The sequence below is a fragment of the Cryobacterium sp. SO2 genome (assembly GCF_026151165.2).
Classification (GTDB): Bacteria; Actinomycetota; Actinomycetes; order Actinomycetales; family Microbacteriaceae; genus Cryobacterium.
Map to the genome: position 1 here is coordinate 1,332,874 of NZ_CP117849.1, position 22,361 is coordinate 1,355,234.

The window sequence follows — 22,361 nt, forward strand, 5'->3', positions numbered from 1 at the left end:
CGCTGATAACGCGATCTTCTTCGAAACGGGCCGTCACCCATCTGGGTGACGGCCCGTTTTGTGTACCCGGGGCCCGGGTCGGGGCCGGAGAACGGCCGGCAAAAAAAGTGCCCCAGGCCGCCCTCTGGCGCGCTAGCATTTGCGCAACCCGATCACAGAGGACTCCATGTCAACTCCCAGCTTCGCCGAGCGCTTCCGCTATTGGTTCGACAACGTGATGGCCAGGGGAGCGGGCGCGCTGATGGCCTTGCTCGCGCTGGCGAGCCTGGTCTTCATCGCCATCGTGGCCCTCATTGTCGTGGTCTTCAGCCTCTTCCCCGACCGGGAGCCCGGCGAGCAGGCTCCGGACTTCTTCGAGGTGTTGTGGGGCAACCTGATGCGCACCCTGGACAGCGGCACCATGGGCGGCGACGCCGGCTGGGGGTTCCGCGGCGCGATGCTCGTCGTCACGATCGGCGGCGTCATCATGGTCGCCAGCCTGATCGGCATCATCTCCAGTGCCTTCGACTCCAAGGTGGAGGAACTCCGCAAGGGACGCTCGAAGGTGCTCGAAACCGACCACACCCTCATTCTCGGCTGGAGCTCGAAGATCTTCCCGATCGTGAACGAGATCTGCATCGCCAACCAGTCGCGGAAGAACGCCACCATCGTCATCCTCGCCGACCGGGACAAGGTGATGATGGAGGACGACCTCCGCAGCCTGGTCACGCCAGGCAAGACCCGCATCATCTGCCGCAGCGGCGACCCGATGAGTCTGACCGACCTCGAGATCAGCAATCCGCACACCGCGCGCAGCGTGATCGTCCTCGGCCCCGAGGACAGCGACGACCCGGACTCGATCGTGATCAAGACCACGCTGGCGCTCACCAACAACCCGCGGCGGAAGCCCGGTCCGTATCACATCGTCGGGGAGATCCAGCAGCCGGAGAACCTCGAGGCCGCCCACCTGGTGGGCCGCAACGAGGCCCACTGGGTGCTGGCGAGCGACCTCATCAGCCGCATCACCGTACAGAGCTGCCGGCAGAGCGGCCTGAGCGTGGTCTACACGGAACTCCTCGACTTCGACGGTGACGAGATCTACTTCACCGAACAGCCCACCCTGGTGGGACGGAGCTACTTCGACGCCCAGCTCGCCTTCGCCGACTGCTCCGTGATCGGGGTTCTGCAGGGTGATGCCGTGCACCTCAACCCCGCCCATGACCTGCTCCTCGCCGCCGGGGACCAGCTCATCGTGATCGCGGAGGACGACAGCCTCATCCGGCTCGCCACCCCGGGAACCGTCGACGTGACCGCCGTCAGTGAGATGCGCGAACTCACACCGGCGCCCGAACGCACCCTCGTTCTCGGTGCCAACAGTGGACTCGCGGCCATGCTCGGAGAACTGGACGACTATGTGGCCGTCGGGTCCAGTGTCACCATCGTGGCCGACCTCGACCTGCCCGACCTTCCCGGCTACCTCAACATGAGCGTCGAGGTGCGACGCGGCGACGCGACGAGCAGGACCGTGCTCGAGAGCCTGTCGGTGCAGGGCTACGACCACATCATCGTGCTCGCCTACAAGGAAACCCTGGAAGCCCAACGGGCCGACGCGAAAACGCTGATCACCCTGCTGCACCTGCGGGACATCGCCGACCGGGCCGGGGTCGACCTCAACGTGGTCAGTGAAATGCTCGATGACCGGAACCGAGAACTGGCCGAGGTGACCCAGGCCGACGACTTCATCGTCAGCGACAAGCTGATCAGCCTGATGCTCTCCCAGGTCTCCGAGAACAAGCGCCTCACGGAGGTCTTCGACACTCTCTTCGCCAGCGACGGCAGCGAGATCTACCTGCGCCCGGCCGAGCTGTACATCGCGGCCGGCGCATCCGTCGACTTCTACACCGTGCTCGAAGCGGCCCGCCAGCGCGGCGAGACCGCGATCGGGTTCCGGGAGGCGGCTCACGCGCGCAGCAGCGCGCACGCCTTCGGGGTCACCGTCAATCCACAGAAGGGGGTCAAGCGCAGCTTCGGCACCGGCGACAAGATCATCGTGCTCGCCGACTCCTAGCCGCTCGCCCACCGACCTGCCATCGAAAGGGGCCGCCACGTTCTCGTGGCGGCCCCTTTTTGTGTAGCCCAGGCGGCGCCTGGGGGAGCGCCTGGCGTCCACAGCACACCCGGATAAGACCTCCGGCCGGCGCACAGACGGCTCATAGGTGGCGCATAGGGCAGGGCCGCAGTCTGGAGTCTCGAGACAGCCGGGAGACCGGCACTCGCCCACCGGACTGAGAAAGGCGGCACGGAAGATGAACCTGCACGAGCGAGGCAAGAGACTGGCCACCATCATCACGAGCACCATCGGGCTGGCCGCCGTGGTCGCCGCGTCGGCGCTCGGTCTGCACGAGTGGGCCGACTCAGAGGCCACCAATCTGTCCAGCTCCGACACGTCGACCGGCACGACGGATGCCGCCGGCGAGTCGACGAGTACCGGCACGGATTCCTCGAGCACGGATTCCTCGAGCACGGATTCGTCGAGCACGGAGTCCTCGAGCACGGAGTCATCGACTACCGAGTCCTCAAGCGACGACACCTCGAGTACCGGCTCGTCGAGCACGGAGTCCTCGAGCTCCGATTCCTCCAGCTCCGATTCCTCGAGCTCCGCGGTCAGCCCGGCCACCGGCAGCACCTCCGACGCGACCTCGAGCGGATCCTGACATGACCCACACTCTGACCGACCCCGCCCGCACGGCCTCCCGCGACTGGACCCTGTGGAGCACCACCGCCCGGCTGGTCGTCACCGACCCCGCCCAGATCGCCCTGGCCAGCACCCTCGCCGACGCGCTCCTGGCCGACGTCGACCGGGCGGCGAGCCGCTTCAGGGCCGACTCCGAACTCCAGCTCGCCGCCGGCATGCTGCACCAGGGCGTCGAGGTGAGCAACACCCTGGCCGACCTGGTGCGCCAGGCGCTCGCCTCCGCGGCCCTCACCAACGGCGACGTCGACCCCACCCTCGGCTACGCGCTCGACGCCGTCGGCTACGACCGCGACATCCGCCTGGTCGAAGACCACGGCGTGCCCGTGCGCGCGATCGTGTCGCGCCGGCCCGGCTGGAAGAGCGTGTCGCTGGTGGGCAACCGGCTCAAGGTGCCCGCGCACCTGGCGCTCGATCTCGGCGCCACCGCCAAGGCCGTGGCCGCCGACTGGACCGCCACGGTGATCAGCGCCGCGCTCGGCTGTGGCGTGCTGCTCAGCCTCGGCGGCGACATCGCCACCGCCGGCCCGGCCCCGGCCGGCGGCTGGCAGGTGCGGGTGCACGATGCCCCGGCCGACCCGGCCGCGACCATCACCCTCGCCGCCGGCATGGCCCTGGCCACCTCGAGCACCCAGCACCGGCGGTGGAAGATGGCCGGGCAGTCCCAGCACCACATCCTCAACCCGCGCACCGGGCGGCCCGCCGAGCCGGTCTGGCGCAGCGCCAGCGTCGCCGCCGGCAGCTGCCACCGGGCCAATACCCTGAGCACGGCCGCGATCGTGCGCGGCGCGGCCGCCGTGCCGTGGCTCACCCAGCTCGGCGTGGCCGCGCGCCTCGTCGACGCGCAGGGCGCCGTGACCCTTCTCGGCGGCTGGCCCGCCGAACCGGCCGGGCCGGTCGCATCCGCCCACACCCTCGTGCTGCGGCGAGCCACCGACACGCCGTCGCCCTATCTGGACGGCGCCCCGCTCACCCACGGCCAGAACAGACCAGTGGCCTGATGGACGAGGCATTCTGGGCCCTCGGCCGCGGCACCGGTGTGGTGGCCCTCGTGCTGTTCACCCTCTCGGTGCTGCTGGGCATCCTCACCCGGTCAGGCCGGCCGCTGTTCACGGTGCCGCGGTTCTCGATCACCCTGATCCACCGCAACGTGTCGGTGCTGGCCACGGTGTTCATCCTCATCCATATGCTCTCGCTGCTGGCCGACTCCTATGCCCAGCTCACCGTCGTCGACCTGGTGTTCCCGTTCCTCGGCGCCTACCGGCCGGTCTGGCTGGGCCTGGGCACCGTGGCGGTCGATCTCCTCATTGCCGTCGTGGCCACCAGCCTGTTGCGCCGGCACGTCGGCCAGCGGGTCTTCAGGGTCGTGCACTGGTCGACCTACCTGATGTGGCCCATCGCGCTCGCGCATTCCCTCGGCACCGGCACGGATGCGGGCCAGGCCTGGTTCCTGGCCCTCGCGGCGGCCTGCACCGTCGCCGTGCTCGCCGCGGTGGCCTGGCGGGTCACCGCCGGGTTCGTCGAATACCGGTCGGTCCGCCGGGCCGAGCAGTTCGTGAACGACCTGCACATCCTCACCGCACGCAGCGGCCAGGCGCCCGCATCTGCTCGTCTAGACCCCCATCGTTCCCCGCATCACCTGAGCCCCCCGGTTGGGAGAAGACCATGACCATCGTCACCGACGCCCCACGGCAGAGTCCGAACGACCCCGATCCCATCCCGGCCCCGCTCGGCACGTCCCGGCTCACCCGGGCGGCCGCGCCCGACCTCGGGCATCACCTGGCGGTCTACGGCGCCCTCCCGGCCGTGACCGGCTCCGCGGAGCTGCTCGAGACCCTTCGCGCCGCCGGGCTCGAGGGTCGCGGCGGCGCCGGGTTCCCGGCCTGGCGCAAGCTCGCCGCCGTGCCGGCCGCGGCTCGCAGCCGCGCCGTGGTGATCGGCAACGCCGCAGAGGGCGAGCCGCTGAGCATCAAGGACGCCACCCTGCTGCGCACCGCCCCGCACCTGGTCATCGACGGACTGCTCAGCGTCGCCGCCGCGGTCAACGCCGCGGAGGCCTACCTCTATGCACCGGCCGCGCTGCTGCCGCACCTGGGCCGAGCCCTGGCCGAACGATCGGATGCCGGGGGCGTGCAGATGCGGGCCGCGGCCGAGAGCTTCGTCTCCGGCGAGGCATCCGCGGTGGTCAACGCCCTCGCCGGGCGCCCCGCCGTGCCCCGCGACGGGGCGATCCGCCTCACCACCTCCGGGCTGGGCAAGCGGCCCACCCTGCTGCACAACATCGAGACCCTCGCCCAGATCGCCCTCATCGTGCGGTTCGGGGCCACCTGGTTCCGGTCCCTCGGAACGGCGACAGACCCCGGCACCCGCCTGGTCACCGTGAGTCGGGGCCTGTCCGCGGCCGGCGTCGCCGCGAGCACAACTGTTCCCCGTGCGGACAATTGCGTCCCGCGCACCGGGCGCACTAGTCCGCTTCGGCAACAGTTGGGCACCGAGGCGGATGCGCCCGGCCACGCCACCGCGACGGTGCCAACCGCGACGGTGCTCGAGGTCGTCGGCGGCAGCAGCATCGACGAGGTCCTCCGGTTCGCCGGGGTCGACCCGAGCGCCGTGGCGGCCGTGCTCGTGGGCGGCTATCACGGCGCCTGGCTGCCGGGGGAGGCCCTGCACACGGGCCTGGACCGCGCCAGTCTGGCTCCGTTCGGCGCGAACCCGGGCGCGGGCATCCTGTTCGCCCTCGAGACGGGCCGGTGCCCGCTCACCCTCGCCGCGGCGATCGCCGACTACCTCGCCGGCGAAAGCGCCGGCCAGTGCGGACCGTGCGTGAACGGACTGCCGGCCATGGCCGGGGTGCTCGGCCGCCTCGCCGCCGGGGACCGCGACCCGCGCCTGCCCGGCGAGGTCGCCCGCCTCGCCGCCCTGGTCACCGGGCGCGGCTCCTGCCACCACCCGGACGGCACCGCCCGCTTCGTGCTGAGCACCCTCACGGTGTTCGAGGCCGATGTCGCCGCGCACCTGCACGGCAGCTGCGCCAAGGCGCACTCATGAGCGCCCGGATGCTCGACTCGACCGGACGCCTCGCGCAGGCCACGGAACGGTCTGCCCTCGCGGTGCTGCACATCGACTGGACCGCCTGCGACGGCCGGGGCCTCTGCACCGAGCTGCTGCCCGACCTGCTGCACCGCGATGACTGGGGCTACCCGCTGGCCCTGGGCTACGGCTCCGACGTGCCGGTGCCCGGCGCGCTCGGGGCCGCCGCCACCGACGCGGTCTCCCTCTGCCCCCGACTGGCCCTCACCCTCCGCGACCCCGTGCGCAACCTCTCCCGCGACCCCGCCCGCGAGCCGTGAGCAAAGCCCCTTCCGGGCGCCCGGATGCGTGCTCTTCTCACGGCTCGCGGGCCGGGGACGTAGCGCCGGGAGGCGCATGCGGCAAGAGTGGAGGGATGAACGACTTCGGCGATGCTCTCGACGGCGCTCCACTCGGCGGCGATCCCCGGGGCTTCGACAAACGCCGACACGGCGCGCCCTCCGGCTTCTTCGAGGCCGAGGCAGCCGGCCTGGTCTGGCTGGCGGTGCCCGGGGGAGTGCGCACGGCGCAGGTGATCGACCTGGAGCCCGGCCACATCGTGCTCGAGACCATCGACGAGGTGCCGCCCACCGCCGCTGCCGCCCGCGTGTTCGGCGCCGAACTCTCGGTGACCCACTCGGCGGGAGCGTCGGCGTTCGGAGCCCCGCCCGACAACTGGAGCGGCCCGTTGTTCATCGGCAACCGCAGCCTCCCGACCGCGTTCGACCGCACCTGGGGCGCGTTCTACGCGCGTTACCGGGTGCTGCCCTACCTCGACATCGCCCTCGACGTCGGCGGTATCACGGCCCGGCAGTCCGAGGCCGTGCACGCGGCCTGTGCGCGGATCGAGGCCGGCGACTTCGACGACGGAGCCCCGCCGGCCCGGCTGCACGGAGACCTGTGGACCGGCAACGTACTCTGGTCGGCCGACGGTGTCGTGTTGATCGACCCCGCCGCCCACGGCGGCCACCGCGAGACCGACCTGGCGATGCTGGCCCTGTTCGGCTGCCCCTTCCTCGAGGAGATCACCGCGGGCTACGAGTCGGCGGCGCCGCTCAAACCGGGGTGGCGGGCGCGTACGCCGCTGCACCAGCTGCATCCGCTGGCCGTGCACGCCGCGGGCCACGGCGCGGCCTACGGGCGCGCGCTCGAGCAAGCCGCCGAGGCGGTGCTGGAACTGCCGGCGACCGCCCGGCCCGACGACTCCGAGTAGCCGGCCGGCGGCGACTAGGTGGTCTGGCCGGCGTGAGCGCCTTCCCGCACCTCTTCGATCACCTTCGCGTTGAATGCCGGCAGATCGGCGGGGGTGCGGCTGGAAACGAGACCCTGGTCCACCACGACCTCCTCATCGACCCAGATGGCGCCGGCGTTCTGCAGGTCGGTCTTCAGACTCGGATACGACGTGAGGGTGCGCCCGTCGATCACGCCGGCCTCGATGAGGATCCAGGCGGCGTGGCAGATGGCCGAGACCGGCTTGTGCGCGCTGAAGAAGTCGCGGGTGAAGGCGATCGCGTCGGTGTCCAGGCGGAGGTGGTCGGCGTTCACGACGCCGCCGGGTAACACGAGTGCGTCGAAGTCTGCGGCCTTCGCGTCGGTCACCGCCAGGTCGACATACTGCGAGTGACCCTTCTTGCCTGTGACCGTCTCGGTGGCGGGGGAGACGAGCACGGCGGTGGCGCCGGCATCCGTCACAGCCTGCCAGGGGCTGCTCAGCTCGCTGTCCTCGTAACCGTCGGTGAGCAGGAATGCGATGCGCTTGCCGGTGAGTTCGGTCGTCGTCATGGTGTTCTCCTCGTTCTGAGTCTGGGCAGCGGATGATGTCGGGGGCCGATCGGCCTCCGTCAATTCCACGCTAGCCACGACCGCGCGTCCGGCCGCCGATACTCACGAAACCGTGAGGTTTCGCGTGTCTTGGGGACCGTCGACACTGTCGATGACGTTCTCCAGAGGGCCGGAATCCTCTGCGGCACATCACGGCGTTGACCGGTAGGGCCTTTGGGGCTGCCGCCGCCGGACGCGCCGCCCTAAACTTGTGCTTTACACGGATCGGATACACCCATGAGTCTCTGGCGCACGAAGAGCATCGAATCCTCGATGGCGGATTCCCTGGAAAAGGGGCACAGCCTTAAACGTACCCTCGGCACCTGGGACCTGATGGTGATGGGAGTGGCGGTCGCCGTGGGCGCCGGAATCTTCTCGGTGGGCGCCAAGGCCGCCGGCAGCTACGCCGGGCCGTCCGTGACGCTGGCCTTCGTGCTCGCCGCGGTCACCTGCGCCCTGGCGATCATGTGTTACGCCGAGTTCGCCTCCGCGGTGCCCGTCGCCGGGTCGGCTTACACCTTCACCTACGCCACCCTGGGCGAGCTGCTCGCCTGGATCATCGGCTGGGACCTGATCCTGGAGATGCTCACCGCCGCGGCCGTGATCGCCAAGTACTGGGGCATCTACCTCAGCAACGTCTTCGCGCTCTGGCACTGGGACATCCCGGCCACCATCAATGTGCTCGGCCTGCAGGTGAGCTGGGGCGCCTTCGTGATCGTCGCGATCTTCACCGCTTTGCTCGTGATCGGCACCAAGCTCTCGGCCAGGGTCGCGAGCATCTTCACGATCATCAAGGTCGCTATCGTGCTCTTCGTCATCGTGGTGGGCGCCTTCTACATCAACCCGGCCAACTACACCCCGTTCATCCCCGAGTCCGTGCCCACCACGGATGGCGTCGGCAGCGACGTGTGGACCCAGTCGCTGTTCTCCTTCATGAGCGGCGCCGCCCCGGCGCAGTACGGCATCTTCGGCCTGCTCGCCGGCGCCTCGCTGGTGTTCTTCGCGTTCATCGGCTTCGATGTCGTGGCCACGAGCGCCGAAGAGGTAAAGAACCCGCAGAAGACCCTGCCGCGCGGCATCTTCGCCGGGCTCGCCATCGTCACGGTGCTCTATGTCGGTGTCAGCCTGGTGCTAACCGGCATGGTGCCGTACACCGTGCTCGCCGACGCCAAGGACGCCTCCCTCGCCACGGCCTTCGTCGCCGTCGGTGCCGGCTGGGCCGCGCAGGTCATCTCCATCGGCATCCTGGTGGGCCTCACCACCGTGATCATGGTGCTGCTGCTCGGGCTCTCCCGGGTGCTGTTCGCCATGAGCCGCGACGGCCTGCTGCCGCGCTGGCTCAGCGTCACCTCGGAGAAGCGCGGCACCCCCGCCCGCATCCAGATCATCACCGGCGCCGCGGTCGCGCTCATCGCCGGGCTCACCGACGTGGGCGTGCTCGAAGAGATGATCAACATCGGCACGCTGTCGGCGTTCGTGCTCGTGAGCATTGCCGTGGTGGTGCTCCGCCGGAAGCGGCCGGACCTCAAGCGCTCCTTCAAGGTGCCGCTGTCGCCGTACCTGCCGATCCTGTCGGCCGTGCTGTGCTTCTGGCTGATGCTCAACCTCACCACGCTCACCTGGGTGCGGTTCGCGGTGTGGCTGGTCGTCGGCTTCATCGTGTACTTCAGCTACGGCCGCAAGCACTCCATGGTGGGAATCGAGGCCAAGCGCATCGTCGACGCCACCCGCCGCGAGGAGATCGAGGCCGAGGAACGGGCCCTCCGCGGCAAGTAACTGTTCCCCGATCGGACAATTGCGCCCGGTGCGCCGGGCGCAATTGTCCGTTGTGGCAACAGAAGTGAGGCGGAGCCGGCGGGTGAGGGCCTCGCGGTGGCCGTGAGGGCGGAGTAGCGTTTTTGGCGGATGGCCCGTTCGCAGGGAACGGCCACGAGGGTACCGCGCCCCCGGAGGGAGACCTCATGCGCCGATACTCGGAGTGACCATCGGTGACGACGGCGCTTCTGCTTGCACTCGACCTCGGCGCGGCAATTCTCACCGCCGCCGCCTGGATCGCCGCCGCCGTGCTCGCCGTCGGGCTCCGCACGCGAGGGTCGCCGACGGCCGCCGCGCCGTCTGCGGATGCCGGGCCGGCCGTACCGACCGTACCGACAGCGCCGGATGCCGCGCCCGCGCTGACGCGCCGCCGCCGCCGGGGCTGGCTCGCGGTCGCGCTGCTCGGCGTGGGCCTGGCGGGCCTGGTCGCCCAACTGCTCTGCACCGCCCTGCTCGCGGACCACGGCTGGTGGTTCGTGCAGGAGAAGGCGCTGTTCGCCTTGCCGGTGGCCACCGTCGGAGCGATCGCCGCCGTGCTCCTGGCCGGCCCCGACCTGTGGGCTGTGGCCCACGGCATCCGCCCCGCTCTCGGTGCGCGCGGCGCGGCGGCCCTCGTCGGCGCGGCGGCTACCGGCGTCGCCGGGGTCGCGGCCCGAGTGGTGATCGGCTACCCGATCGAGCCGGTGCCGGCGCTGGTGCTCCTGGCACTGATCGGGCTGGTCACGGCCCTCGCCCACGCCGTGTTCGCCGGGCGCCCGAAGCGGGTGGTCACCGGGCTGGCGGCGTTCAGCGCCCTGGTGCTGGTGGCATCCGTTGGAGTGGTCTGGCTCTCCAGCGCCGCGCTGCCCGGCGCGCTGGCCTCGGCACACGAGCACACCGCCGCGGGCCCGCCGGCGCCGGGCGACGTCTCGGTGACGGAGCTGCGCACGCCGGCCGGCCAGCCGGGCACCCTGCGCACCTTCGATCTCACGGCGGGGCAGCAGAACGTGACGCTGGCCTCGGGGACGAGCGTCGCCGCCTGGACCTACGGGTCGCTGCCCGGCCCCGAACTGCGGGTGGACCAGGGCGACCTCGTGGAAGTGACCCTGCACAACACCGACATCGCCGACGGCGTCACCATCCACTGGCATGGCTACGACGTGCCCGCGGGCGAGGACGGGGTGGCCGGCGTCACCCAGAACGCGGTCCTGCCCGGCGACTCCTTCACCTACAGGTTCCCGGCGACCGACCCGGGCACCTACTGGTACCACACGCACCAGGTCTCCTCCGATGGCGTGCGGCGCGGCCTGTACGGCAGCCTCGTGGTGCTGCCGCCCGGCGGGGTGCCGGAGAGCGTCGACCTGACCGTGCCGCTGCACACGCTCGGCGGGTCGGTGATCCTCGGCGAGTCGGATGCGGCGACGACGCGCGCCGTGCCGGCCGGGCAATCGGTGCGCCTGCGGCTGATCAACACCGACCAGGTGCCGCACCGCTTCCACCTGGACGGCGGCCCGTTCACCGTCGTCGCCGCGGACGGTCGTGACCTGCTCGGTCCCACCCCGGTCACCGGGAAAGCCCTGCGCATCCCCGCGGGTGGGCGGCTCGACGTGTCCGTGGAGATTCCGGACTCGGGTCTGCGGCTGACGAGCAACGCCTCGGCGGAGGCCGTGCTGTCGCTGTCGCCGGGCGGGGAGACGGTGCCGGCGCCTGCGGACCCCGCAGACTCCGGTGATCTCGACCTGCTGCATTACGGCACACCGCAGGCCCAGGCGCTGCCGACCGGGGGCGGGCAGGTCGAGGCCACCATGGTCCTCGACCGTAATCCCCGGTTCCTCGGCGGCCGGCCCGTCTACGGCTACACCGTCAACGGCGACGTGTTCCCGCACATCCCGAGCATCGAGGTGAGCGAAGGCAACACCGTGCGGCTCACCGTGGCCAACCGCGGCGCGGAGACGCATCCGATGCACGTGCACGGCCACCACGTGCGGGTCGTCTCGCGAGACGGCATCCGCTCGACGGGATCACCGCTGTGGCTGGACACCTTCGACGTGCAGCCGGGGGAGGTGTGGGTGGTCGAGTTCGTGGCGGACAACCCGGGCATCTGGCTGGACCACTGCCACAATCTCGAGCACGCGGCCGAGGGCATGATGATGGCGCTGGCCTACCGGGGCGTGGCGAGCCCGTTCGAGCAGGGCGGCGAGCACGGCAACAGGTCCGAGTGACTCGGCCGGGCGGGTAGCCCGGGAATGCGCGACGTGCCCGATCAGACCGAGTCGTCGGCGGCCGTGTTCGCAGCAGAGCTGCGCTCCGCAACGGGGGTCTGCGTGCTCGTCGCGCGCACCGAGGCGGCGCCCATCTCGGCGAGCGCGAGGACCACGAAGGCGTTGACGCCGTGCAGCAGCCCGAGGCCGGGCAGGCCGAACGAGATGTACCCGAGCATCACCTGCACGAGCACGGCGACGAGCAACCAGGCCGCCCATCTGATCCCGATCCGGCCGACCAGAGCGATCACAAGCAGGGCGAGGGCAAGAAGAGGGATGACGTACTGCCCGACGATGCTGTGCGTGATGAAGCCGACGATGCCGGCGTCTTCGGAGACTGTGGAACCCTGCTCGGCGGTCACGATGACGGAGAACGTGGCCCAGGCGATGACGGCTGCCTGGATGACGACACAGGCGGCGATGATGTGGCAGACGATCCGGTACACCCCACGCATGGCGGGTCTCCCTTCTATCCGGTTGCTATCCGGCCGACCCCTGGTCGACGCCGACCCGTTTCAGCGGCCAGCGTACGCCCGCCCCTAGAACCTGTACAGCCGGGCGTCCCACGGGCGGAGCGCCGCCGACCCGTCGCCGCGGTAGTTGCCCAGCACCAGCTCGGCGCCGGAGATGTCGTCGGGCAGCCATTCGCCCTGCACGGTCAGGGGTTCGTCGGAGGCGTTCGCCAGCACCAGCAGCATCTGGCCGTTCCGTGAGCGGGTGAACGCGTACAGCTGCTCGTGATCGGGCTCGATCAGCTCGAAGTCCCCGAGCGCCACCACCGGGTCCGCGTGCCGCAGCGCGATCAGCCGTTGGTAGAAGGCGAACACGCTGCGGGGAGCGTCCCGGTCGGCCGCCACGTTGATGCGCGGGTAGTTCGGGTTCACTGCCAGCCACGGGGTGGCGGTGCTGAAGCCCGCGTGGGCGGAGTCGTCCCACTGCATGGGGGTGCGAGCATTGTCCCTTCCCATGGCGTGCACGCCGGCCAGCACGCTCGCCGGCGACTGGTCGAACTGCTCGACGGCCTCGCGGTAGTGGTTGAGCGATTCGATGTCGCGGTAGTGCTCGATGCTCTCGAACCGCACATTCGTCATGCCGATCTCTTCGCCCTGGTAGATGTAGGGCGTGCCGCGGTGCAGATGCAGCACCAGCGCCCACAGGGTCGCGGACTCGTACCGGAACTCGTCGTCGTTGCCGAACCTGGAGACCAGCCGCGGCTGGTCGTGGTTGTTCAGGTAAAGGCTGTTCCAGCCGGTCTCGGCCAGGCCGTCCTGCCAGCGCGCCAGGCTCTGCTTGAGCGGCGGCAGGCGGCGGGGCAGCGGATCGAACTTGTGCGCGCCCTGATCGAGCGAGACGTGCTCGAACTGGAAGATCATGTCGACCTCCGCACGCGCGGCATCCGTGAACAGCACGGCGTCGTCGATGCTCACGCCGGGCATCTCGCCCACGGTGAGGTGTTCTCCGGTGCGGCCGGCGAACACCGCGCGGTGCATCTCCTGCAGGTAGTCGTGGATCTGCGCGCCCATGGGGGAGCCTCCATCGGTGGCCGCCTGCGGCCCGCTCACCAGTTCGGGTTGTTTGGCGATGAAGTTGATCACGTCCATCCGGAACCCGTCGACGCCGCGGTCCAGCCACCAGTTCATCATCGTGTAGACCGCCTGGCGCACCTCGGGGTTCTCCCAGTTGAGGTCGGGCTGCTGCTTCGCGAACAGGTGCAGGTAGTACTCATCCGTGGTCGGGTCGAGGGTCCAGGCCGGGCCGCTGAACGCGCTGCCCCAGCCGTTCGGCTCGGCGCCGTCGGCTCCGGGCTGACGCCACCAGTACCAGTCGCGTTTCGGGTTGTCCAGCGACGACCGCGACTCGACGAACCACGGATGCTCGTCGCTGGTGTGGTTCACCACCAGGTCCATCACGATCTTGAGGCCGAGCTCGTGGGCCTCGGCCAGCAACAGGTCGAACTCGGCCAGGCTGCCGAACACCGGGTCGATGTCCTGGTAGTCGCGGATGTCGTAGCCGTTGTCGTGCTGCGGCGACGGGTAGACGGGGGAGAGCCAGATGGCGTCGACGCCGAGCTCGGCGAGATAGCCGAGCTTGGCGCGCACCCCGCCGAGGTCGCCCACGCCGTCACCGTCCGAGTCCGCGAAGCTGCGCGGATAGACCTGGTAGACCACGGCGGTCGTCCACCACGGTGCCGCGACCGACGGCTGATCGGGCCGCGCGTTCTCTGCGCTCTCGGCGGACTCGGCGGGGGTGCGGCTGTCGACACTGGTCACGTGGGATCCTCCTGGCCGGGGAACGTCCGGGCGGGGCGGGCATCCAACGGCGCGAATTGGTTTTCTGGTGGAAAGAAGTCGTTGGACCAATCTAGTGGGAGTCTCCCCGCACGCGCAGCCTCCGACCGGGGCCGGCCGATATGTCAAGATGAGAGCCAGCCCGCTCGGGGGCCAGGGAAGGCGAACGCCATGTACGGGAGTGCGGAGGCTGCTGCGCCGACGAGTTCTGCGGCGATCAGTGCGGTGCCGACGAGTTCTTCGCCGATCAGTGAATCGGCCATGGCCCTGGCGCGCGCGGTGCTCATGCACGGACCGATCTCCCGCGGCGAACTCGGGCGTCGCCTCGGTCTCTCCCCGGCCAGCCTCACCCGCTTGAGCCGGCCGTTCTTCGATCGCGGCCTGTTCGTCGAGGTGAGCGACGACAACAACGCCGGTGTCGGCCGCCCCACCCGGCCGCTGGACGTGCGGATGGACGGGCGCCGATTCGTCGGAGTCAAACTCACCGGCGACGACGCCTTCGGCGTGCTCACCGACCTCCGCACCACCGAGCTCGCCTCCGGCCACCGGGCGCTCCCGACCCGCGACGTCGAGACCGTCGTGGCCCACCTCGTCTCCCTGGTGCGCGAACTCGCCGAATCCGGCTCGATCGCGGCGGTCGGGGTATCCGTCGGCGGGAACGTCACCGACGCGCGGGTCGTCACCCGGGCGCCGTTCCTGGGCTGGCGGGAGGTCGACCTCGCGTCGGCACTGGAAGCGAACCTCGGCATCCCGGTGCTGGTGGAGAACGACGTGGCCGGCCTCGCCGCCGCCGAACAGTGGTTCGGAGCGGGCCGCGGCACGTCCAGCTTCGCCGTGCTCACCATCGGCATCGGCGTGGGCTACGGCCTCGTCGTGAACGACCAGGTCATTACGACCAGGGACAGCGGTCTGGGCCTCGGCGGACACCTGCCGCTCGACCCCGACGGACCGGAGTGCGCCCTAGGACACCGCGGCTGCTCGGAGGCCATGCTCACCGAGGCGAGCATCCAGGCGACCGTGGGGCGGATGCTCGGACGCGACGTGGCCTACCCGGAGGTGCTGGCGCTCGCCGCAGCGGGGGACCCCGCCGCGCTGGGCGTACTGCGGGCCTCCGGCCGGGCGCTCGGCCGGCTCGTGGCGCTCATCACGAACCTGGCCATGGTTGACACCGTCGTGCTCTCGGGCGAGGGCATCGGGCTGTGGAACGTCGTGGCCGACGAGATCGTCAGCACGGCCCGCGCCGGCCGGGACCCCGAGGCCTCCGCCCTGCAGATCAGCGTGGACGAGAGCGGCGTCTCGTCCTGGGCCCGGGGAGCGGCGGCCGTCGCGATCCAGCACACCCTGGCCAGGCTGACCCTCGCCGACGAGCCGCGCGGAACCGGCTGGCCGCACCGGTGAGGTGCCGGGAATAAGATCGTCCCGACTGCCGTTGACACCCACATACATGCAAACGCATTGAATCCTGGAGGCTGAAAATGCAGTTCGGAATCTTCACAGTCGGCGATCTGACCACCGATCCCACCACGGGGCAGACCCCCACCGAGCACGAGCGCATCAAGGCCATGCTCACCATCGCGCAGAAGGCCGAAGAGGTCGGCCTCGACGTCTTCGCCGCCGGCGAGCACCACAACCCGCCGTTCGTGCCGTCGAGCCCGACGACCATGCTCGGCTACATCGCGGCCAAGACCGAGCGGATCATCCTCTCCACCGCCACGACGCTGATCACCACGAGCGACCCGGTGAAGATCGCCGAGGACTTCGCGATGCTCCAGCACATCGCCGACGGCCGGGTGGACCTCACCCTGGGCCGCGGCAACACCGGCCCGGTCTACCCGTGGTTCGGCCAGGACATCCGCCAGGGCATCCCGCTGGCGCTGGAGAACTACGCGCTGCTGCGCCGGCTCTGGCGTGAAGACTACGTCGACTGGGAGGGCCAGTTCCGCACACCGCTGCAGGGCTTCCAGTCCACCCCGCGCCCGCTCGACGGCGTGCCGCCGTTCGTCTGGCACGGCAGCATCCGCAGCCCGGAGATCGCCGAGCAGGCCGCGTACTACGGCGACGGCTTCTTCTCCAACCACATCTTCTGGCCGGCCTCGCACACCGCCAAGATGGTCAAGTACTACCGCAACCGCTTCGAGCACTACGGCCACGGCACCGCCGCGCAGGCCATGGTGGGCCTCGGCGGCCAGGTGTTCATGAGCAAGAACTCGCAGGACGCCAAGAGCGAATTCCGGCCCTACTTCGACAACGCACCGGTGTACGGCAACGGCCCGAGCATGGAGGACTTCACCTCGCAGACCCCGCTCACGGTCGGCAGCCCGCAGGAGGTCATCGACCGCACCCTCGGCTTCCGCGACTACGTCGGCGACTACCAGCGTCAGCTCTGGCTGATGGACCACGCCGGCCTGCCGCTGAAGACCGTGCTCGAGCAGCTCGACATCCTCGGCGAGGAGGTCGTGCCGGTGCTCCGCAAGGAGTTCGCGAAGAACCGTCCCGCCGATGTGCCGGATGGCCCCACCCACGAATCCCTGGTGCTCGCCGCCCAGGCGCCGGTTGCCACCGCAGCCGTGCTGCGCGACGACCTCGACACCTCGGCCGCGATCGCGCCGCACCGGCGCGCATCCGGTGCCGCGTTCGGCCTGGCCGGCGCCGGCAAGACCGGAGCCTAGGAATGACCGAGCGCACTCTGGCGGTCGTCTCCGCCGGGCTCAGCCAGCCGTCGTCGACCCGGCTGCTCGCCGACAAGCTCGCCACGGCCACCGTGGCGCGGCTTGCCGACGAGGGCATCAGCACCACCGTGGTCACCTACGAGCTGCGCGACTACGCGCAGGACATCATGAACAACATGCTCACCGGGTTCGCCAACCCGCGGCTGGAAGAGATGATCGAGGCCGTCACCGCGGCCGACGGCCTGATCGCCGTCACCCCGATCTTCACCACCAGCTACAGCGGCCTGTTCAAGACCTTCTTCGACGTGCTCGACAACCGCTCGCTCACCGACCAGCCCGTGCTGATCGGCGCGACAGCGGGAACGGCCAGGCACTCCCTGGCGCTCGACTACGCTCTGCGGCCGATGTTCACCTACCTGCACGCCGTGGTGGTGCCCACGTCGGTGTTCGCCGCGTCGGAGGACTGGGGCACCGGAGACAGCGGCGGCCGGATCGACAGCCGCGTGGCCACCCTCCCGGCGCGCATCGAACGCGCGGCGGGGGAGCTCGCGGCCCTGGTCGCCCGCTCCGACCGCTCCACCCGGGTGCGCGACCCCTTCGAGCTGCCCGCCGGCTTCAACCCCAGCGGGATGTTCCCGCCCCGCTAGGTTCCACGAAAGCGGTCGTGTGGTCACCTCAGTTCGCTGAGGTGACCACACGGCCGCTTTCGCGTGCTTGAGGGGGCGCATTGCACAGGTCGCCTCACCGCGGGACTTTTGGCTCTGCCCGGCCTTCGCGCCGGGCGACAGACTGGGGATCGGTGCGCCGGAGAGAGTGCGTCCGCAGAGACGGACGCCGTGACAACCGCGCAGACAGGTCGTCGCATGGTCCCCGTTCTCGATGCCACGGCGGTCCCGGATGCCCGCGCCGCGTTCTTCGCCGCCGCAGCCGTGACACCGGCGGCACCGGACGCCACCGCCGTCGACCTGTCCGTGCGGATCGGCTCCCTCACCCTGCGCAGCCCGGTGATGCCGGCATCCGGCTGCTTCGGCCCCGAACTCGGCGCGCTCATCCCGGTCGCCGAACTCGGCGCCACCGTCACCAAGACCGTCTTCGGCTCGGCCCGCGGCGGCAACCCCGTGCACAGGCTCACCGAGATCCCCGCCGGCATGGTCAACAGCGTCGGCATCCCCAGCCGCGGCCCGGCCGGCTACCTGGCCGAGCTGCACCCCCGCTACGCGGCCCTCGACGCCCCCACCATCATCAGCGTGGGCGGGCACCGGCCGGGCGAATACGCCCCGGTCGTTGAGGCCCTGCGCGAGATCGGCAGCGCGTACGAACTCAACGTGTCGTGCCCCAACCTCGACCGCGACGGCACCGACATCGGCTCCGACCCCGCCGCCATTCGCGCGGTCGTCGCTGCCGTGCGCCGGGTCACGGACAAGCCCATCATCGTGAAACTGCCGGTGCTCGTTGCATCCATCGCGGACTGCGCCCGCGCCGCCGAGGAGGCCGGCGCCGATGCGGTCTGCGTGGCCAACTCCATTCCGGCGATGCCGCTCGACCCGATCACCCGCCGGCCGATCCTCGGCAACGTGATCGGGGGCCTGTCCGGGCCGTCGATCAAACCGATCGTGCTGCGGCTGGTCTGGCTGGCCTCACGGGCCGTGCAGATCCCGGTGATCGCCTGTGGGGGAGTGGAGAGCGTCGACGATGCCCTCGACTACTTCTCGGTGGGCGCCAGCGCCGTGCAGGTGGGCACGGCCGGCTTCGCTCGGCCCTTCGCCGCGGTTCAGATCGCCCGCGGGCTGCGGCAACGATGCCTCGACGCCGGAGCCGGCAGCATCCGCGAGCTGCTCGAATCGGAGGCGTTCTGATGGGCGCCGCCGCGAAACCGATGGCCGTGGTGGTGCGTGCCCTCGACACCCTCACCTGCCTGGCCGGGCACCCGCAGGGCCTCACCATCCAGCAGCTGCACCACACCCTCGGCATCCCGCTGGCCAGCATGCACCGCATGCTCGCCACCCTCGAGCACGAAGAATTCATCAGCAGGTGCCGGGTGAGCAAACGCTACGTGCTCGGCACGGCCGCACGATCACTGACGCAGCCGCTCACCCAGGAGCCCGTCCCCGAGGGCCGCCCGGTTGCCTCGCCCGCCGGCCAGACAGGACCCACCCCGTGACGCTCACCCCGCCCACGAGCACCCCGCCCACGAGCACCCCGCCCACGAGCACCGCCACCGAGGCCTACCTCCGCGGCCGTGCGGCCGCCGCCCGGCAGCGCGCCTTCGCCCAGGCGGATGCCGCGGCGCTCGACGGACTCATCTCGGTGCGTCCACGCGCGGCCGTGCCCCGCCCGCAACCGGTCTGGGACGACGCCGAGGTCCTCCTGCACGAGCCGGTGGCCCAGCGTTACCACCGCCTGGTTCTGGCCAGCGACACCATCGCCGCCACCGCGCAGGCCGGCCAGTTCATGATGATCACGGTGCCGCCGCACGACGGCGACCGGATCCTGCTGCCCCGGCCGATGGCGATCCACCGCCGCCGGCCGGCGACCACCAGCCGGCCCGGCACCATCGAGCTGATCTACGGTGTGGTCGGCCGCGGCACCCGCGCCCTGGCCGCCGTGCCCGTCGGCGCCCGGCTGCAGGTCACCGGCCCGCTCGGCCGCGGCTTCGAGTTTCCGGCCGCCACCCGCTCGGCCCTGCTGATCGGCCGGGGCGTCGGCGTCTGCGGGGTGATGGGCGCAGCGGAAGACGCCGCGGCAGCGGGCATCCGCACGACCATGGTGCTCAGCGGCCAGCGGCCGGAGCAGCTGCTCGGCCGCAGCGACTGCGCCGACCTGGGTGTGCGCGTGATCGAGGCCACTGACGACGACGGCTCCAGCGACCTGGCCACCCTCGGCAACCGGTTGCGCGCCGAATTCGACGGCGGTACCCCCGACACCACCCCGCCCGACGTGGTCATGGTGTGCGGCGCCGGCGTGCTCGCCCGCCTCGCCGCCGAACTCGGCGCGCACTGGGGCGTGCCGGTGCAGGCCTCGCTCGAGGCGCACATGGCCTGCGGCCTCGGCTACTGCCACGGCTGCGCCGCCCCCGTGCGCACCGACCCGAGCGTGGAGGGTCCGCTGGTCTGCGCCGACGGGCCGGTCTTCGACGCCGCCATCCCTATCGTTTAACGCCTGTTCTGCTAGGGTTGGTCAGGTAGTTCTTCGGATCTACCCGCAGTACCCGGAGCAGACTGGCAGGACGCTGGTCCTCGGTGGTGGTTTCCCAACGCACGGCGCGCCCAGAGCGCAGCCCCGTTGGTGAATTTCTACTGGTGGCCAGCAACGTCAGCGCCCAACACATGTTCGGCAGCTAGTTCTGCCTGATCCTGCTCCGATGTCCCACTCGCGCGCCACACGGGCAAACGAGTCTAAACAAAGGAGAGAACCCCCATATGGAGGGTCCAGAAATCACGTTCGCCGAGACCGTTATCGACAACGGCAAGTACGGCAAGCGCACCATCCGTTTTGAAACCGGGCGTCTCGCCCAGCAGGCGCAGGGCTCAGCCGCCGCCTACATCGACGAAGAGACCATGCTTCTCTCCGCCACGAGCGCCAGCAAGCAGCCGAAGGACAACTTCGACTTCTTCCCGCTGACCATCGATGTCGAAGAGCGCATGTACGCCGCTGGCCGCATCCCGGGCAGCTTCTTCCGCCGCGAAGGTCGCCCGTCGACCGAAGCGATCCTCACCTGCCGTCTGATCGACCGGCCGCTGCGCCCGTCGTTCGTCGACGGCCTGCGCAACGAGATCCAGGTTGTCGTCACCGTTCTGGCCATCGCGCCCGACGAGTACTACGACGTCCTGGCCATCAACGCCGCGTCCATGTCCACCCAGATCGCCGGCCTGCCGTTCTCCGGCCCGATCGGTGGCGTCCGCGTCGCCCTCATCCCCGACGACAACGGCTCCGGCCAGTGGGTCGCCTTCCCGAAGCACTCGCAGGTTGAAGAGGCCGTGTTCAGCATGGTCGTCGCCGGCCGCGTTGTGGCGGATGCCGATGGCAGCGAAGACGTCGCGATCATGATGATCGAGGCCGAAGCGACCGACAACGCCTGGACCTTGATCCAGGGCGGCGCCATCAAGCCGAACGAAGAGGTCATCGCCGAGGGTATCGAGGCGTCCAAGCCGTTCATCAAGCAGCTCATCGTCGCCCAGCAGCAGGTCGCCTCCGCAGCGTCCAAGCCCACCGGCAACTACCCGCTGTTCCCGCCGTACACCACCGAGGTCTACGACGCTGTCGCTGCCCTGGCGTACGACGGCCTCAAGGACGTCTACGTGATCGCCGACAAGATCGCGCGTCAGGATGCCGACGACGTGCTCAAGGCATCCGTCAAGACCGCCATCGCGGCCAAGGTCGAAGCCGGCGAACTGCCCGCCACAGCCAACAACCAGGTCGGCGCGGCGTACAAGTCCGTCACCAAGCTCGTCGTGCGCTCCCGCGTGCTCAACGAGGGTGTTCGCATGGACGGACGCGGCCTGGCCGACATCCGCCCGCTCGACGCCGAGGTTGCGGTCATCCCGCGCGTGCACGGTTCCGCTATCTTCCAGCGCGGCGAGACCCAGATCCTGGGTGTCACCACGCTGAACATGCTCAAGCTCGAGCAGACCATCGACTCCCTGAGCCCGGTCACCAAGAAGCGCTACATGCACAACTACAACTTCCCGCCCTACTCCACCGGTGAAACCGGTCGGGTCGGCACGCCCAAGCGTCGCGAGATCGGCCACGGAGCGCTCGCTGAGCGTGCCCTGGTTCCCGTGCTGCCCACGCGTGAGGAATTCCCGTACGCCATCCGTCAGGTCTCCGAGGCGCTCAGCTCCAACGGTTCCACCTCGATGGGTTCCGTCTGCGCCTCCACCCTGTCGCTGCTGAACGCCGGAGTGCCGCTGCGCGCCCCGGTCGCCGGCATCGCCATGGGCCTCATCTCCGACACCGTCGACGGCAAGACCCGCTACGCGGCTCTGACCGACATCCTCGGCGCCGAAGACGCCCTCGGCGACATGGACTTCAAGGTTGCCGGCACGGCTGAGTTCGTCACCGCGATCCAGCTCGACACCAAGCTCGACGGCATCCCCGCGTCGGTCCTGGCCGGCGCGCTGACGCAGGCGAAGGATGCTCGTACGACGATCCTCGCCGTGCTGAACGCCGCGATCGACAAGCCCGACGAGATGGCACCGACCGCGCCCCGCGTGATCAGCGTGCAGATCCCCGTTGACAAGATCGGCGAGCTCATCGGCCCGAAGGGCAAGATGATCAACTCGATCCAGGACGAGACCGGAGCCGACATCTCGATCGAGGAAGACGGCACCGTGTACATCGGCGCCGTCGATGGTCCCTCGGCCGAGGCCGCTCGCGCCATGGTCAACTCCGTCGCGAACCCCACCAACCCCGAGGTTGGCGAGCAGTTCCTCGGAACTGTCGTGAAGATCGCCGCCTTCGGCGCCTTCGTCTCGCTTCTCCCGGGCAAGGACGGCCTGCTGCACATCTCTGAGGTGCGCAAGCTCGCCGGCGGCAAGCGCGTGGAGAACGTCGAAGACGTCCTCGGCGTGGGCCAGAAGGTCCTCGTTGAGATCACCAAGATTGACGACCGTGGCAAGCTTTCGCTCGCCCCGGTCCTCGCCGATGAAGCCGACACGCACGGTCGTGACGCTGCATCCGAGGGACCCGAAGCTCCGGCCGAAGGTTAGTCGCTAGTTCTGCCGACCAC

Annotated in this window: 20 protein-coding genes; 16 read left to right on the top strand and 4 right to left on the bottom strand. The window is 70.1% G+C overall.

The window, feature by feature from the left end:
- Positions 1–166 precede the first annotated feature (166 nt).
- From BJQ94_RS06075 to BJQ94_RS06105, 7 genes are all read left to right on the top strand, one after another.
- On the top strand, positions 167–2,047 hold the full coding sequence (locus BJQ94_RS06075; RefSeq protein ID WP_265397957.1) for a hypothetical protein: 1,881 nt from the start codon (positions 167–169) through the stop codon (positions 2,045–2,047).
- 238 nt (positions 2,048–2,285) lie between these two features.
- Entirely contained in the window at positions 2,286–2,693 is a 408-nt protein-coding gene (locus tag BJQ94_RS06080) for a hypothetical protein (protein WP_265397956.1), read from the top strand.
- 1 nt (position 2,694) lies between these two features.
- Positions 2,695–3,732 carry an FAD:protein FMN transferase gene (locus BJQ94_RS06085; RefSeq protein ID WP_265397955.1) on the top strand — a complete coding sequence of 346 codons (1,038 nt, stop codon included), beginning with the start codon at positions 2,695–2,697 and terminating at the stop codon, positions 3,730–3,732.
- The gene (locus BJQ94_RS06090) at positions 3,732–4,400 is read left to right on the top strand and encodes a ferric reductase-like transmembrane domain-containing protein (protein WP_265397954.1); all 669 of its coding nucleotides are present in this window, start codon (positions 3,732–3,734) and stop codon (positions 4,398–4,400) included. The genes BJQ94_RS06085 and BJQ94_RS06090 overlap by 1 nt, the downstream gene beginning before the upstream one ends.
- Positions 4,397–5,779: an NADH-ubiquinone oxidoreductase-F iron-sulfur binding region domain-containing protein gene (locus BJQ94_RS06095; protein WP_265397953.1), complete on the top strand. Its 1,383-nt coding sequence runs from the start codon at positions 4,397–4,399 to the stop codon at positions 5,777–5,779. Before BJQ94_RS06090 ends, BJQ94_RS06095 begins: the two co-directional genes overlap by 4 nt.
- Positions 5,776–6,081, top strand: coding sequence for a ferredoxin (locus tag BJQ94_RS06100; protein ID WP_265397952.1), 306 nt, complete (start codon positions 5,776–5,778; stop codon positions 6,079–6,081). Before BJQ94_RS06095 ends, BJQ94_RS06100 begins: the two co-directional genes overlap by 4 nt.
- A gap of 95 nt (positions 6,082–6,176) precedes the next feature.
- Positions 6,177–7,013, top strand: a complete 837-nt coding sequence (locus tag BJQ94_RS06105) for a fructosamine kinase family protein (protein WP_265397951.1) — start codon at positions 6,177–6,179, stop codon at positions 7,011–7,013.
- Between the two features lie 14 nt (positions 7,014–7,027).
- On the opposite strand, the gene BJQ94_RS06110 is transcribed toward BJQ94_RS06105, so the two are convergent.
- Complete coding sequence (locus BJQ94_RS06110; protein ID WP_265397950.1) at positions 7,028–7,582, bottom strand: type 1 glutamine amidotransferase domain-containing protein; 555 nt, start codon at positions 7,580–7,582, stop codon at positions 7,028–7,030.
- 276 nt (positions 7,583–7,858) lie between these two features.
- Here BJQ94_RS06110 and BJQ94_RS06115 point away from each other — a divergent pair, with 276 nt between their 5' ends.
- Positions 7,859–9,397 carry an amino acid permease gene (locus BJQ94_RS06115; protein WP_265397949.1) on the top strand — a complete coding sequence of 513 codons (1,539 nt, stop codon included), beginning with the start codon at positions 7,859–7,861 and terminating at the stop codon, positions 9,395–9,397.
- Between the two features lie 212 nt (positions 9,398–9,609).
- Complete coding sequence (locus BJQ94_RS06120; protein ID WP_265397948.1) at positions 9,610–11,637, top strand: multicopper oxidase family protein; 2,028 nt, start codon at positions 9,610–9,612, stop codon at positions 11,635–11,637.
- Positions 11,638–11,678: 41 nt separating this feature from the next.
- Here the strand turns inward: BJQ94_RS06120 and BJQ94_RS06125 are convergent, their stop codons facing one another.
- The 3 genes from BJQ94_RS06125 to BJQ94_RS06135 form a co-directional block, all read right to left on the bottom strand.
- A complete protein-coding gene (locus tag BJQ94_RS06125) occupies positions 11,679–12,131 on the bottom strand; it encodes a hypothetical protein (RefSeq protein ID WP_265397947.1) in 453 nt (150 codons plus the stop codon).
- Positions 12,132–12,215: 84 nt separating this feature from the next.
- Positions 12,216–13,946 carry an alpha-glucosidase gene (locus tag BJQ94_RS06130; protein WP_265397946.1) on the bottom strand — a complete coding sequence of 577 codons (1,731 nt, stop codon included), beginning with the start codon at positions 13,944–13,946 and terminating at the stop codon, positions 12,216–12,218.
- A gap of 143 nt (positions 13,947–14,089) precedes the next feature.
- Complete coding sequence (locus tag BJQ94_RS06135; protein ID WP_265397945.1) at positions 14,090–14,251, bottom strand: hypothetical protein; 162 nt, start codon at positions 14,249–14,251, stop codon at positions 14,090–14,092.
- Between BJQ94_RS06135 and BJQ94_RS06140 the strand changes: the two genes are divergently transcribed.
- From BJQ94_RS06140 to BJQ94_RS06170, 7 genes are all read left to right on the top strand, one after another.
- Positions 14,226–15,362 (top strand): ROK family transcriptional regulator, encoded by a 1,137-nt coding sequence (locus BJQ94_RS06140; protein ID WP_265397944.1) that lies wholly within the window; start codon positions 14,226–14,228, stop codon positions 15,360–15,362. The two genes, BJQ94_RS06135 and BJQ94_RS06140, sit on opposite strands and share 26 nt — an antisense overlap.
- Before the next feature lie 77 nt (positions 15,363–15,439).
- Positions 15,440–16,633 carry an LLM class flavin-dependent oxidoreductase gene (locus BJQ94_RS06145; RefSeq protein ID WP_265397943.1) on the top strand — a complete coding sequence of 398 codons (1,194 nt, stop codon included), beginning with the start codon at positions 15,440–15,442 and terminating at the stop codon, positions 16,631–16,633.
- A gap of 2 nt (positions 16,634–16,635) precedes the next feature.
- Positions 16,636–17,280: an FMN reductase gene (locus tag BJQ94_RS06150; RefSeq protein ID WP_265397942.1), complete on the top strand. Its 645-nt coding sequence runs from the start codon at positions 16,636–16,638 to the stop codon at positions 17,278–17,280.
- A 216-nt stretch (positions 17,281–17,496) separates the two neighbouring features.
- On the top strand, positions 17,497–18,489 hold the full coding sequence (locus BJQ94_RS06155) for a dihydroorotate dehydrogenase (protein WP_265397941.1): 993 nt from the start codon (positions 17,497–17,499) through the stop codon (positions 18,487–18,489).
- The gene (locus BJQ94_RS06160) at positions 18,489–18,794 is read left to right on the top strand and encodes a helix-turn-helix domain-containing protein (protein WP_265397940.1); all 306 of its coding nucleotides are present in this window, start codon (positions 18,489–18,491) and stop codon (positions 18,792–18,794) included. The genes BJQ94_RS06155 and BJQ94_RS06160 overlap by 1 nt, the downstream gene beginning before the upstream one ends.
- The gene (locus tag BJQ94_RS06165; RefSeq protein WP_275875571.1) at positions 18,791–19,789 is read left to right on the top strand and encodes a dihydroorotate oxidase electron transfer subunit; all 999 of its coding nucleotides are present in this window, start codon (positions 18,791–18,793) and stop codon (positions 19,787–19,789) included. Before BJQ94_RS06160 ends, BJQ94_RS06165 begins: the two co-directional genes overlap by 4 nt.
- Positions 19,790–20,052: 263 nt before the next feature.
- On the top strand, positions 20,053–22,341 hold the full coding sequence (locus tag BJQ94_RS06170) for a polyribonucleotide nucleotidyltransferase (RefSeq protein ID WP_265399054.1): 2,289 nt from the start codon (positions 20,053–20,055) through the stop codon (positions 22,339–22,341).
- The last annotated feature ends 20 nt before the right edge of the window (positions 22,342–22,361 follow it).

Excerpts from the sequence above, each read along its gene's own strand:
- BJQ94_RS06085 (WP_265397955.1), top strand. The coding sequence starts at position 2,695 with ATGACCCACACTCTGACCGACCCCGCCCGCACGGCCTCCCGCGACTGG.
- BJQ94_RS06080 (WP_265397956.1), top strand. The coding sequence starts at position 2,286 with ATGAACCTGCACGAGCGAGGCAAGAGACTGGCCACCATCATCACGAGC.
- BJQ94_RS06135 (WP_265397945.1), bottom strand. The coding sequence starts at position 14,251 with ATGAGCACCGCGCGCGCCAGGGCCATGGCCGATTCACTGATCGGCGAA.
- BJQ94_RS06095 (WP_265397953.1), top strand. The coding sequence starts at position 4,397 with ATGACCATCGTCACCGACGCCCCACGGCAGAGTCCGAACGACCCCGAT.
- BJQ94_RS06140 (WP_265397944.1), top strand. The coding sequence starts at position 14,226 with ATGGCCCTGGCGCGCGCGGTGCTCATGCACGGACCGATCTCCCGCGGC.
- BJQ94_RS06150 (WP_265397942.1), top strand. The coding sequence starts at position 16,636 with ATGACCGAGCGCACTCTGGCGGTCGTCTCCGCCGGGCTCAGCCAGCCG.
- BJQ94_RS06160 (WP_265397940.1), top strand. The coding sequence starts at position 18,489 with ATGGGCGCCGCCGCGAAACCGATGGCCGTGGTGGTGCGTGCCCTCGAC.
- BJQ94_RS06100 (WP_265397952.1), top strand. The coding sequence starts at position 5,776 with ATGAGCGCCCGGATGCTCGACTCGACCGGACGCCTCGCGCAGGCCACG.
- BJQ94_RS06125 (WP_265397947.1), bottom strand. The coding sequence starts at position 12,131 with ATGCGTGGGGTGTACCGGATCGTCTGCCACATCATCGCCGCCTGTGTC.
- BJQ94_RS06105 (WP_265397951.1), top strand. The coding sequence starts at position 6,177 with ATGAACGACTTCGGCGATGCTCTCGACGGCGCTCCACTCGGCGGCGAT.
- BJQ94_RS06170 (WP_265399054.1), top strand. The coding sequence starts at position 20,053 with ATGGAGGGTCCAGAAATCACGTTCGCCGAGACCGTTATCGACAACGGC.
- BJQ94_RS06115 (WP_265397949.1), top strand. The coding sequence starts at position 7,859 with ATGAGTCTCTGGCGCACGAAGAGCATCGAATCCTCGATGGCGGATTCC.
- BJQ94_RS06145 (WP_265397943.1), top strand. The coding sequence starts at position 15,440 with ATGCAGTTCGGAATCTTCACAGTCGGCGATCTGACCACCGATCCCACC.
- BJQ94_RS06075 (WP_265397957.1), top strand. The coding sequence starts at position 167 with ATGTCAACTCCCAGCTTCGCCGAGCGCTTCCGCTATTGGTTCGACAAC.
- BJQ94_RS06110 (WP_265397950.1), bottom strand. The coding sequence starts at position 7,582 with ATGACGACGACCGAACTCACCGGCAAGCGCATCGCATTCCTGCTCACC.
- BJQ94_RS06155 (WP_265397941.1), top strand. The coding sequence starts at position 17,497 with ATGGTCCCCGTTCTCGATGCCACGGCGGTCCCGGATGCCCGCGCCGCG.
- BJQ94_RS06090 (WP_265397954.1), top strand. The coding sequence starts at position 3,732 with ATGGACGAGGCATTCTGGGCCCTCGGCCGCGGCACCGGTGTGGTGGCC.